Here is a 12,014-nt window from a genome sequence, read left to right on the forward strand (position 1 = left end):
TCCGATAATCCGCGCATGTCCGACACCGCCCACGCCCCCCTGGTCCGCCCGACCTGGGGCTTCCTGTTCGCCCATCCGGCCCATTTCATCGCGCTGGGCGCGGGGTCCGGCCTGAGCCGCTTCGCACCGGGCACCGCCGGCACGCTGTGGGCCTGGGTGGCGTTTCTGGTGCTGGAACCGCTGATGTCACCGCTGGGATGGGGCCTGTTGATCCTGGGCGCCACGCTGGTGGGCTGGTGGGCCTGCACCGTGACCGCGCAGCACATGCGCATCGCAGATTCGGGCCACATCGTGTTCGACGAGGTGGTCGCGTTCTGGCTGGTGCTGTGGATGATCTCGCCCGCCGGCTTCTGGGGCCAGCTCGCCGCGTTCGCCATCTTCCGCGTGTTCGACATGGTGAAGATCGGCCCCATGGCCTGGGCCGACCAGACCTTCAAGGGCTTCGGCCCGCGCGGCGGCTTCGGCATCCTGCTCGACGACTTCGCCGCCGCGTTCTGCACGTTGATCGTCATTGCGCTCTGGAGGGTCTGAAGCATGGACACCACCCCCGCCCTGGTGGAAGCGCTGGCGCGCGAACTCAGGATGCGCGGCCTGATGATGGCCACAGCCGAAAGCTGCACCGGCGGCCTCATTGCTGGCGCCTGCACCGAGGTGTCGGGCTCCAGCGAGTGGTTTGAACGCGGGTTTGTCACCTATTCCAACGCCGCCAAGAGCGAACTGCTGGGTGTGCCCATGGCCCTGATCGACCAGCACGGTGCCGTGAGCGAGCCGGTGGCACGCGCCATGGCCTCTGGCGCGGTCTCGCATTCACCGGCCCGGCTCGCGGTGGCTGTCACGGGCGTGGCCGGGCCCACGGGCGGCAGCGCGGAAAAGCCCGTGGGCACGGTGTGGTTTGGCTGGGCCACGCCCGATGGCGTGTTCACGGAACACCAGCGTTTTGGGGGCGACCGCACCGCTGTGCGCCAGGCCACGGTGCGGCACGCGCTGGCCGGGCTGTTGCAGAGACTTCCCCTCATCTGACGCATGGAACCGTTCAAGAACCTCATCAACCGCGACACGGTGGCCGCCACCGGCGCGCACCTCAAGCGCGCATGGCCTCGCTTTGACCGCAAGCGTTTCGAAGCGCAGGCCACCGAGGGTCTCGAAGGGCTGGAATTCAAGTCCCGCGCCATGCAGATGGCGGACGCGCTGCAGGCCACGCTGCCCGACGATTTCGCGCAAGCCTGCGACGTGCTGCAAGCCAGCCTGGCACCACCCCTGGCGCTGGACGCCAAGGGCGAGCCGGTGTCGCACAGCGCAGCGGTGGCCGCCACCGGCGTGGCCGGCTGGGCGGTGTGGTCCATGGGCGAATTCGTGGCGCGGCGCGGCGTGCGCGATGTGCCCACGGCCCTGGCCTGCCTGCACGCGCTCACGCAGCGCTTCACGGCCGAGTTCGCCATCCGCCCGCTGATCCAGCACCACCCGGCGCAGGTGCTCGACACCTTGGGCCAGTGGGTGAGCGACCCGAGCCCGCATGTGCGCAGGCTCGTGAGTGAAGGCAGCCGCCCGCGCCTGCCGTGGGGACTGCGCTTGCAGGCATTGGTGGCGGACCCTTCACCCACCTTGCCGCTGCTGCGCGCCTTGCAGGACGACCCGAGCAGCTACGTGCGCCGCAGCGTGGCGAACCACCTGAACGACATCGCGAAAGACCATCCGGACCTGGTGGCGGGCTGGGTGCGTGACCACCTGATCGACGCACCGGGTGAGCGCAGCGCCCTGCTGCGTCACGCGAGCCGGAGTCTCATCAAGTCGGGCCACGCGCCCACGCTGGCGGCGTGGGGGTTGGCCAGCGGACTGAAGGGGGAAGCTACGTTGACGCTGTCTTCTTCGCGCGCGGCCGTGGGCGCAGACATCGGGCTGAGTGTGGTGCTGCGCTCGACCGCGCGCAAGCCGCAGCTGCTGGAAGTGGACTACGCGGTGCACCACGTGCGTGCCAATGGCGGCACTTCGCCCAAGGTGTTCAAGGGCTGGAAGCTTTCATTGGCGCCAGGTGAGGAACGCGTGCTCGCCAAGCGTCACAGTTTGCGGCCAGTGACGACGCGGACTTTGTATCCGGGCCGGCATGTGGTGGATTTGCGGGTGAACGGCGTCGCCTTGGCTGAGGCGACTTTTCTTCTTTCCGTCTAGCCCCTCACCACGTGAGAAGCCAACCCCCGCCGAGGGGAAGGCTCGATGGCGGGTGCATACCCCAGCCGCGCCCACATCTGGACCGTGAACCGCGGCGCCGGCGCACCCACAAGCTGGTGAATCTCCGCGTAGGGAACGGCCTGCTCGGCGTACTCCTGCAGCGCCTGCGACAGGGGCTGCATGGACAGGCCAGCCGCCGTGGCCGCGAGTTGCGCGCGCGCGTAGGCACGGCCCGAATTGATCTGGGTCACGCGGTCATTGCCCTCGGTCACCAGCCAGAAGAACGCCGGCGTGCTGTCGATCTTTGCGTTGAATTCGTCGATCTGGCCGGTGGTCGCGAAATCGTCCGGTGCGGGCGCCACGCTTCGATCAAACAGCCCCACCGCATCGAGCGCGCGCACCATCGGGTCGTTCAGGGAAATGCCGTCCCGGTGTTGCGCGATTTCCTTCGGCCCGATGCGAAGCACCTTGAAGGACTCCATCACCGTGCGCGGCGTCACCAGTTCGATGCGCCAGGCGTCCCGGGCGATGCGCCGGTGCTGTTGCAGCGCATCGGGCTGTGCGCTGCCGACAAAGCCGGTGCGAAACGGATGCTGCTGCACGCTGACCGCCATGGCCTGCAGCGCTGCCGCATCGGGATCGCGCGCCTCGTAGGCTTCGCGGTTCGTGCGGCGGCGCAGGATCTGCGCGAACAAGGGGTCGGGTTTCACCGCGGCATCGGCCACCAGCCGGATGCGCGCCGTGGGCCGACCATCCACGGTGGTGGGGGGAAAAACGCCCTGGGGAAACAGCTCGATCCGGGCGCGCAAGCCCTTCTGCTTCGCCGCCAGGTCCAGCAGTTCCAGGAACGTGCCCTGGCTCATCATCATCTGGCGCGAGAACGGATCCGTTTCGGGCAGCAGGCGCTTCTGGTCGACGAACAGCGTGATCTCGTCCGGCACGCTCAGGTCCACCAGCCACGACTGCAGGTTGTGCGAGTGCGGCGCCAGGATGGCATGCGAGAGGATCCAGCGGCGCGCTTCGGTCTCGCCCTGGCCGGGCGACTGCCAGGCGGCAATGGCGTCAGGCGGCAAGGCACTGCTGCAGCCGGCCAGCGTGGTGGCCGTGGCGGCGGCGATCACGCCGCCGCCGGCCAGACGGATGAAAAGACGACGTTGCATGGTGTGCTCCTGATCAGGGCTGGGTGACGAGGGTGTGGACCTGCACTGGCGCTAAGGGCAACAGCTTCAGGTGTTGCAGCGTGCGTCCCAGGGCCAAGGGCCAGGGCGTGTGCGGCTCGTCACCGATGATCGACAACAGGCGTCGGTTGTCCAGCCGGTGCGGCTGCTTCCAGAGGTAGCGCAGCGCAGCCAGCGCCGCCCAGCTTGGCACCAGCGGCCCGACCAGGCGCAGCAACGGCCACGGCAGACCAGCTACCTCCAGGGATTGGTCTTCCCCCAACCAGCCCTGTTGCCGCGCCACATCCTGCAGCGCTTGCACCCAGTCGTGCCCGGCCAGCGTGTGGCCCGCGAAGTGCAGCGATTCGAACGGCGCCATGGAATGCCGCACGCGGGCCAGCTGTACGAAGGTCTGCGCCAGGTCGGGCAGATAGGCCCAGGGCGTGGCCACGTCCAGTGGACCGGGAAACACCAGCTTGCCGCTCTGGATCCCCTTGAGCATCGCCAGGTCGAGCCAGGTGCCCTGTCCCTGGCCATAGAAATTGCCGGCGCGCACGATCACCGCGCGCAACTCGCCGCGCTGCGTGGCGCCTTCCAGTTCCTCTTCCATGCGGGTGCGGATGCGCCCCATGGCCATGCTCGGTCGGTACGGCGCGCCTTCCATCAACACCGGCGGCATCGACTGGCCGAAGTTGTACACGTTGCCGGGCAGCATGAGCGTGGCGCCCAGCGCCTGCGCCACCGCCATGCCGGCCTTGAGCAGCGGGCCGTTTTCCCGCTCCCAGGCCTGGCGTGTGTACCGGGCCGGATTGAGGGCATGCACCACCACCGTGGCACCCCTGGCGTCGGCCTTCAAGGCCTCCAGGCCGGCGGTCGTGTCCACCGCATGGGCGAGCCATTGGACGCCCTGCACCTGGGGCGCGGTGGCGCCCGGGCGCATCTGCGCCAGCACGCGCCAGCCACTGCGCGCAAAAGCCTGCACCGCCGCGAGGCCGAAGCGGCCCCGTCCGCCGAGCACGAGCACCGTGTGGGATGACGGGGGAAGGATGGGAAGGGACTGCATGCTGAAACTCCTGTGAACACCGAACACCGGCGCCATGGAATGGATTGTGGAAACAGTCAGGCTCATACACAATTGCCCTGAATCAAACAACAGCTATTCAGAAATGCATACCGGCGATTTCAACTGGACGCTGATCCGTTCGTTTCTCGCCGCGCTGGACCGGGGCAGCCTCATGGGCGCCGCGCGTGCGCTCTCCACCAGCCAGCCCACGGTGGGGCGGCACATTGGCGAGCTGGAGGCGCAGCTCGGTGTGGTGCTGTTCGAGCGCACGGGCCGCGGCCTGGTGCCCACACCGCACGCGCAGCGCCTGGCCGATTCGGCGCGTGCCATGTCGGCGGCGGCCGACCAGTTGTCGCGCCAGGCCACGGGCGCGCAGGCGCAGGCTCGCGGCTCGGTGCGCATCAGCGCCAGCCAGCCGGTCACCTGCATGCTGCTGCCACCCTTGCTTCGGCAACTGCGCGAGCTGCATCCCGACATCCAGATCGAGCTGGTCTCCAGCAACGCAGTGAGCAACCTGCTGCAACGGGAGGCCGACATCGCGCTGCGCATGGTTCGGCCCGATCAGAGTTCGCTGGTGGCCAAGCGCGTGGGCCAGGTCGCCATCGGCACCTTCGCACACCGCGACTACCTGCGACGGCGCGGCACGCCGCGCGTGCCCGTCGATCTGATGTCCCACGATCTCGTGGGCGGCGATCGCAGCACCGACATCCTGCGCGGTTTCGCGTCCATGGGCATGCCGATGCAGCGCGAAGACTTCGCGGTGCGCACCGATGACCTCAACGCCTACCAGGCGGCCGTGGAATCAGGACTGGGCATCGGCTTCCTGGCGCGCTATGTGGCCCGGCAGAATCCCGCTCTGGTGCCACTTCTGCCCATGCTCGACATCCCAGCGCTGCCCATGTGGCTCGCGGTGCACCGCGAGATCCGCAGCAACCCGCGCATCCGCCGGGTGTGGGACTTCCTTTCACAGACCCTGCCGCCCGCGCTGGCGTGAACCGCCCGCCTCCTCAACGAAAGACGACCATGCTCACCGTTCACCACCTCAACAACTCGCGCTCGCAGCGCGTGCTCTGGATGCTCGAAGAGCTCGGCGTGCCTTACGAGATCGAACGCTACGAGCGCAACCCCAAGACCATGCTCGCACCGCCATCGCTGGTGAAGGTGCACCCGCTGGGCAAGTCGCCCGTGGTCACCGATGGCAAGGCCACGCTCGCCGAGTCCGGCGCGATCCTCGAGTACCTGGTGGAGACCTACGGCGAAGGCAGGTTTTCGCCCGACGCGGGCACGCCGTCCTTCCTGCGCTACCGCTACTGGATGCACTACGCCGAGGGCTCGCTGGCCACACCGCTGCTGCTCCAGCTGGTGTTCGACCAGATCGAGCGCAAGGCCCCCTTCCTCGTGCGCCCGGTGGCCAAGGCGATCTCCACGCAGGTCAAGGGCATGTTGGTCACGCCCAACCTCAAGCGCCACTTCGACTACCTCGAAGGCGAGCTCACCGAGCACGGCCCCTGGTTCGCAGGGCGCTCGTTCAGCGCCGCCGACGTGCAGATGAGCTTTGGCATTGAAGCCGCAGACGCGCGCGGCCTGCTCAGGAACCGGCCCAAGCTCGCCGACTGGCTGCGCCGCATCCACGACCGACCCGCCTACCAGCGGGCGCTGGAACAAGGCGGGTCGTACGACCTCGGGTCGTTCTAGGACTTCAAGCCAGCTTGAAGGGCAGCTCGCGCAGCGGCTTGCCGGTCAGTTGCGCGATCGCGTTGGCGAACGCGGGCGCCAGCGGCGGCAGGCCCGGCTCGCCGACGCCGGTGGGGGCGTCGGCGCTCGGCACGATGTGCACGGCGATCGCCGGCATGTCGGTGATGCGCGGCACGGCGAAATCGCCGAAGTTGCTCTGCTCGACCACGCCGTCCTTCAGGGTGATCGCCGCGCCGGGCACGCACATGGACAGGCCCATCAGCGCCCCGCCCTGGATCTGCGCTTCCACGCTCTTCGGATTGACGGCGAGGTTGCAATGCACGCCGGCCGTGACCTGGTGCAGCTTCGGCGCGCCGTCCACCACCGATGCTTCCACGACGTAGGCCACCACCGAGTCGAACGACTCGTGCACCGCCACGCCCCAGGCGCGGCCAGCGCCCAGCGTCTTCTTGCCGTAGCCGCTCTTGTCCACCGCCAGTTGCAGCGCGGCGCGGTGGCGCACGGCTTTGGCGTCCATGAGCTTCATGCGGTAGGCCACCGGGTCCTGCTTCGTGGCGCGCGCGATGTCGTCGATCAGCGTTTCCATGACATAGCCGGTGTGGGTGGAGCCCACACTGCGCCACCACAGCACGGGCACGTTGAGCTTCGGGTGGTGGGCCGAGAGGCGCATGGGCAGCGTGTAGGGCTTGCCCATGCCTTCGACCATGGTCTCGTCCACGCCGTTCTTCACCATCATGGGTTCGAAGAAAGTGCCGGCCATGATGGACTGGCCCACGATGACGTGGTCCCACGCGAGCACCTTGCCCTGCGCATCGAAACCGATTTCGGCGCGGTGCACGTGCATCGGGCGGTAGTAGCCGCCGCGCACGTCGTCCTCGCGGCTCCACACGGTGCGCACGGGCGCGGTGATGCCGGCGGCCTGCGAGGCCTTGGCGATGGTGCAGGCTTCGACGACGAAGTCGCTGGTGAGCAGGCCGCGTCGGCCAAAGCCACCGCCGGCCATCTGCACGTTCATCGTCACCTGCTCGGGCTTGATGCCCAGAGTCCGCGCGGCGGCCGCCGTGTCCAGCCCTGGCATCTGGGTGCCGGTCCAGACCGTGGCCTTTGCGGCGGCGCCGGTGCCGTTGATCTGCACCGTGCAGTTCAACGGCTCCATGGGCGCGTGTGCCAGGTAAGGAAACACGAACTCGGCGCTGATCTTCTGCGGCGCGTTGGCCAGCGGCGCCATGTCGGCGTCGTGCTTGATGTTCCCCGTCTTCGAGGCCAGTTCGCGGTAGCTCGCGAGCTGCTTTGCGGTGTCCACCTTCTCACGGCCGGCGTCGTTCCACTGCACTTTCAGGGCGTCGCGGCCCTGCTTGGCGGCCCAGTAGCCTTCGCCCACCACGGCCACGCCTTCGCCACCGTCGTGCAGCGGCACCCGCAGCACGGCCTTCACGCCCGGCACGGCGCGCGCGGCGGCGTCATCCACCGATGCCACCTTGCTGCCGAACACCGGCGGGTGCTGCAGCACGGCGGTGAGCATGCCGGGCAGGCGCACGTCCATGCCGAAGGCCTGCTGGCCACTCGCCTTGGCCTTGGCGTCCAGCCGCGTCGTGGGCTGGCCGATGATCCTGAAGCGCGACGGGTCCTTCAAGGTCACCTGCGTGGGGACGGGCTGCTGCATGGCGGCATCGGCCAGCGCGCCGTAGCCGAGCTTCTTGCCACCGGGGCCGATCACCACGCCGCGTTCCGTGGCCAGCGAACTCACGGGCACGTTCCATTGCTTGGCAGCCGCCGCGAGCAGCATCGCGCGGGTGCGTGCGCCGAGTTCGCGGTACTGGGTGTATGAGTGCTTCACCGCCGTGGAGCCGCCGGTGATCTGCATGCCGAACGCGGGATCGTTGTAGGCCGGGTCAGCGTTGCCGTGCACGGCCTGCACGCGGCTCCAGTCGGCATCCAGCTCTTCGGCCAGCACCATGGCCAGACCGGTGTGCGTGCCCTGGCCGAACTCCAGGCGGTTGACGGTGACGGTGACCGTGCCATCGCGCGCGATCTTCACGAACGCGGCGGGCTGCTGGTCGGGCTTGAGGCCCGTGGCGGCCGGCGCGGCGCCTGGCTGAGCGTTCGCCAGGAGCGGGTAGGCGCCCAGCGCAAAGCCGGAGGCGGTGGCGATCTTCAGGAAGCTGCGGCGAGCGATGCCGTCGCTGGCTTCGTCGCTTTCCAGGCGGTGCGCGAGCGCGGGAGGCAGGTGGGCACGGATCTGGTCGGCAGAGTGGTGTTGCAGGTGCATGGCAGTTCCTTTCAGGCCAGCGAGCGGGCCGCGTCCTTGATGGCGATGCGGATGCGCGAGTAGGTGCCGCAGCGGCAGATGTTGCCGGCCATGGCGGTGTCGATGTCGGCGTCGGTCGGCTTCCTGTTGGCCTTGAGCAGCGCGGTGGCGCTCATGATCTGACCACTCTGGCAGTAGCCGCACTGCGCGACGTCCGCCTTGACCCAAGCCTGGTGAACCGCCTTGCCCACGCGGTCGGTTTCCAGCGCTTCGATGGTGGTGATCTTCTGCCCCACCACCGCAGAGATCGGCGTGACGCAGGAGCGCGTGGCCGCGCCATTCACATGGACTGTGCAGGCGCCGCACAGGGCCGCGCCGCAACCGAACTTGGTGCCGGTCATGCCCAGCGTGTCGCGCAGGGCCCAGAGAACGGGGGTGGAGCCATCGGCGTCGACGCGGACGTCCTTGCCGTTGATGTTGAGCGTGGTGGGCATCGTGGGTTTCTCCTGTGGGTGGTGGGGAAGGGGGTCTTATGAATGAACGTTCATTCGGTTTGCAGGGGTGAAAGAAGGTGGGCAAACATGGCGATCAGGCCTTGATGCCGTCCCAACAGAGGCTGAAAGCCTGATTCAGCGCGGCGTCGGTGTCGGGCAGGTCGCCGCTGCGCATGAGGCTGGCGGTGTCGCGCACGGAGCCGAAGAAATGCGCCGCCAGCATCATGGTGGGCACGTCCTTCACGATCTGCTGCTCCCGCGCTTCGTCGAAAAATCGCAGGCAGCCGGCAGCGAACCGGGCGGAGAACTGGCGCGAAGCCTCGCTGAACCAGGGCGAGTTGTAGTACTGGTCCATGAACACGGCCTCCGGGCCATGGGCCAGGCGGTGCCGCAGCAGGCGCGTCCAGTTCATCTGGAAGCGGGTGCGGAACGGGGTGCCGGCATCGATGTCGACATCGATCAAGCCCACCAGGGCGCCCTTGACCTGCTCGTAGAGCGCGTTGAGCAGTTCTTCCTTGGAGCGGTGGTAGACGTACAGGGTGCCGGTGGCGATGCCGGCCTCGCGGGCGATGGCCGCCATGGTCAACCCGCTCAGGCCCACGCGCTCCACCAGCGCCAGGGTGGCGCGGGCGATCGCGTGCTGTTTGTCGTCGTCCTTGGGTTTCATGGCGACGCGATCTTAAGCGAATGAATATTCAGTCGTCAATCGTTGATTTCGAGTCCATGGCACTTTTTGTACTTCTTGCCGCTGCCGCACGGACAAGGATCGTTGCGGCCGGGGGTGGCTTCCTTGCGCATCGGCTGAACACGAGGTCCGAGGCTGCGACCGATCTGATGCAGGTCGTACACCGCCCAGATGGCCGCGCCGAAATCGTTGAGGCGCTCGTCGCTCACGCTGGGCGGGCCTTCCTCGTCGTGCATGTTCACCGTGGCCTTGCCGGCGTCGTCTTCGGTGAGTGCCACGATGCGGTCCAGCGCCTCGTCGATCCAGGCGGCGGTGTCCTTGTCGCGCGGCGGCGCCCAGTCGTCCGACCAGTTCTCCACCACAAACATGAAGCCCAGCGCCCACACCTGCGCGTAGGCGGGCAGGTCCTGGTCCTTGAAATCGGCGCGCTCGGCCTCGGGCAACGAGGCCACCGCGCCACGCACGTCCATCAGTTCCGGGTGGTAGCTGCGTTCGTCCTCCAGCGTTTCCACCGGCGCAGCCAGCGAGGCCGCCACCTCGGCGGCCCGCTGCATCCACAAGCTCATGAAGCGCTCGTACTGGGTTGTGTTGGCAAAGTGCGTGCCCTCTTCCTGCGGCGCGGTCGGCAAGGGACCTGTGCCCAGCAGCACGGGCAGCCACTCGGCGGGTTCGATGGCGCGGCGCGTGCACAGCAGCGCGGCCATGGCCCCTTCGCAGAACTCCCATTGCGGGACCTCTTCATCGCGCGTGCGCAGGTCGTCCAGGATCTCGTCGAGGGCGTCGTAATCGGTGTGTTCCAGAGGTGCGGGCAAGGGGTTCATGGACGGCGTCTTTATGATGGCCGCCAGTGTAGCCCTGCCCCCCCACAGAAAGCCCGCATGCTGGAACGCCTCAACGCTCTCTATCCGGTTCGCTACACGGCGTTCGGCCTGTGCGTGCTCATCGCGCTGCTGAGCCTCTTCACGCTGGTGGGCTTCGGCACCGGCGGAGGGACCTTCCTGCTGTTTGCCGGCCTCTCTGCCCTGGGGCTGTGGGACTTGCGCCAGACCAAGAGCTCGGTGCTGCGCAACTACCCCGTCATCGGCCACCTGCGCTTCATGCTGGAGAAGATCCGGCCCGAGATGCGGCAATACTTTCTGGAGGGCGACAACGAAGCCACGCCGTTCTCTCGCAGCCAGCGCAGCCTGGCCTATTCGCGCGCCAAGGGCGAGACCGACAAGCGCCCTTTCGGCACGCAGCACGACCAGAACGCCGATGGCCACGAGTGGCTGAACCACTCGCTGCAACCCAGTCACATCGCCACGCACGATTTCCGCATCACCATCGGCGGCGCGGACTGCGCCCAACCGTACGAGGCGAGTGTGTTCAACATCTCGGCCATGAGCTTTGGTTCGCTCTCGGCCAATGCCATCCAGGCGTTGAACGCCGGCGCCAAACGGGGCGGCTTCGCGCACGACACCGGCGAAGGTTCCATCTCCGCCTACCACCGCCTGCACGGCGGTGACCTCATCTGGGAAGTGGCCTCAGGTTATTTCGGCTGCCGCGACGAGTCGGGTCGATTCAGCGCCGAGCGCTTCAAGGCCAACGCCACCGACCCGCAGGTGAAGATGATCGAGATCAAGCTGAGCCAGGGCGCCAAGCCCGGCGTGGGCGGCATCCTGCCCGGGGCGAAGGTCACGCCCGAGATCGCGGCAGCGCGCGGCATCGCGGTGGGCGTGGACTGCATCTCGCCGCCCGCGCACAGCGCGTTCTCCACGCCGGTGGAGTTGATGCACTTCATCGTGCAGCTGCGCGAACTCTCCGGTGGCAAGCCGGTGGGCTTCAAGCTCTGCATCGGTCACCCCTGGGAATGGTTCGCCATGGTCAAGGCGATGCTGCAGACCGGCATCACGCCCGACTTCATCGTGGTGGACGGCTCCGAGGGTGGCACCGGCGCGGCACCGCTGGAGTTCACCGACCACGTGGGTGCACCGCTGCAGGAAGGTCTGCGCCTCGTGCACAACACGTTGATGGGCGTGAATCTGCGCGACCGCATCAAGATCGGTTGCGCCGGCAAGATCATCAGCGCATTCGACATCGTGCGCGCCATGGCCATCGGCGCGGACTGGTGCAACAGCGCGCGGGGTTTCATGTTTGCGCTGGGCTGCATCCAGGCGCAAAGCTGCCACACCGGCACCTGCCCCACCGGCGTGACCACCCAGGACCCGGTGCGCCAGCAGGCGCTGGTGGTGCCCGACAAGGCCGACCGCGTCTACCACTTCCACCAGAACACCCTGAAGGCGCTGAAGGAACTGGTGCAGGCCGCCGGCCTGCAGCACCCGCGCGAAATCACCGCGCATCACCTGGTGCGCCGCGTGAGCGAGAACGAGGTGCGCCTGCTCGCCAACCTCTTGCCCCACACACCGGCCGGCGCGTTGCTCACGGACGTGGCCGCCCAGCACGCGGTGTTCACCACCTACTGGGACCGCGCCAGCGCCGAGCGATTCAGCCAGGGCTGATGAAGGCG

12 protein-coding genes are annotated in these 12,014 nt (G+C 67.9%); 6 read left to right on the forward strand and 6 right to left on the reverse strand.

Annotation, left to right across the window (positions count from 1 at the left end; all coding sequences use genetic code 11):
* Positions 1-15: 15 nt before the first annotated feature.
* The 3 genes from ACTIEY_RS17005 to ACTIEY_RS17015 are packed head-to-tail and all read left to right on the forward strand — an operon-like array spanning position 16 to position 2,166.
* Positions 16-531 carry a phosphatidylglycerophosphatase A family protein gene (locus ACTIEY_RS17005; protein WP_439520326.1) on the forward strand — a complete coding sequence of 172 codons (516 nt, stop codon included), beginning with the start codon at positions 16-18 and terminating at the stop codon, positions 529-531.
* 3 nt (positions 532-534) lie between these two features.
* Positions 535-1,020 (forward strand): CinA family protein, encoded by a 486-nt coding sequence (locus ACTIEY_RS17010; protein WP_439520327.1) that lies wholly within the window; start codon positions 535-537, stop codon positions 1,018-1,020.
* Positions 1,021-1,023: 3 nt separating this feature from the next.
* Entirely contained in the window at positions 1,024-2,166 is a 1,143-nt protein-coding gene (locus ACTIEY_RS17015; protein ID WP_439520328.1) for a DNA alkylation repair protein, read from the forward strand.
* Here the strand turns inward: ACTIEY_RS17015 and ACTIEY_RS17020 are convergent.
* Both ACTIEY_RS17020 and ACTIEY_RS17025 read right to left on the reverse strand, forming a co-directional pair.
* The gene (locus ACTIEY_RS17020; protein WP_439520329.1) at positions 2,163-3,326 is read right to left on the reverse strand and encodes an Acg family FMN-binding oxidoreductase; all 1,164 of its coding nucleotides are present in this window, start codon (positions 3,324-3,326) and stop codon (positions 2,163-2,165) included. The two genes, ACTIEY_RS17015 and ACTIEY_RS17020, sit on opposite strands and share 4 nt — an antisense overlap.
* A 13-nt stretch (positions 3,327-3,339) precedes the next feature.
* Positions 3,340-4,386, reverse strand: a complete 1,047-nt coding sequence (locus tag ACTIEY_RS17025) for an NAD-dependent epimerase/dehydratase family protein (protein WP_439520330.1) — start codon at positions 4,384-4,386, stop codon at positions 3,340-3,342.
* 103 nt (positions 4,387-4,489) lie between these two features.
* Between ACTIEY_RS17025 and ACTIEY_RS17030 the strand changes: the two genes are divergently transcribed.
* Together ACTIEY_RS17030 and ACTIEY_RS17035 are read left to right on the forward strand one after the other, a co-directional pair.
* On the forward strand, positions 4,490-5,380 hold the full coding sequence (locus tag ACTIEY_RS17030) for a LysR family transcriptional regulator (RefSeq protein ID WP_439520331.1): 891 nt from the start codon (positions 4,490-4,492) through the stop codon (positions 5,378-5,380).
* A 29-nt stretch (positions 5,381-5,409) separates the two neighbouring features.
* Positions 5,410-6,081, forward strand: coding sequence for a glutathione S-transferase family protein (locus ACTIEY_RS17035; RefSeq protein ID WP_439520332.1), 672 nt, complete (start codon positions 5,410-5,412; stop codon positions 6,079-6,081).
* A gap of 4 nt (positions 6,082-6,085) precedes the next feature.
* Here ACTIEY_RS17035 and ACTIEY_RS17040 read toward each other — a convergent pair whose 3' ends face one another.
* The 4 genes from ACTIEY_RS17040 to ACTIEY_RS17055 form a co-directional block, all read right to left on the reverse strand.
* Entirely contained in the window at positions 6,086-8,350 is a 2,265-nt protein-coding gene (locus ACTIEY_RS17040) for a molybdopterin cofactor-binding domain-containing protein (protein ID WP_439520333.1), read from the reverse strand.
* A gap of 11 nt (positions 8,351-8,361) precedes the next feature.
* Entirely contained in the window at positions 8,362-8,823 is a 462-nt protein-coding gene (locus ACTIEY_RS17045) for a (2Fe-2S)-binding protein (RefSeq protein WP_439520334.1), read from the reverse strand.
* 94 nt (positions 8,824-8,917) lie between these two features.
* Positions 8,918-9,490 (reverse strand): TetR/AcrR family transcriptional regulator, encoded by a 573-nt coding sequence (locus ACTIEY_RS17050; RefSeq protein ID WP_439520335.1) that lies wholly within the window; start codon positions 9,488-9,490, stop codon positions 8,918-8,920.
* 35 nt (positions 9,491-9,525) lie between these two features.
* Entirely contained in the window at positions 9,526-10,329 is an 804-nt protein-coding gene (locus tag ACTIEY_RS17055; RefSeq protein WP_439520336.1) for a UPF0149 family protein, read from the reverse strand.
* A 57-nt stretch (positions 10,330-10,386) separates the two neighbouring features.
* On the opposite strand from ACTIEY_RS17055, the gene ACTIEY_RS17060 reads away from it, so the two are divergent.
* Complete coding sequence (locus ACTIEY_RS17060) at positions 10,387-12,006, forward strand: FMN-binding glutamate synthase family protein (protein ID WP_439520337.1); 1,620 nt, start codon at positions 10,387-10,389, stop codon at positions 12,004-12,006.
* The last annotated feature ends 8 nt before the right edge of the window (positions 12,007-12,014 follow it).

It is taken from the genome of Hydrogenophaga sp., from assembly GCF_051858985.1.
Classification (GTDB): domain Bacteria; phylum Pseudomonadota; class Gammaproteobacteria; order Burkholderiales; family Burkholderiaceae_C; genus Hydrogenophaga.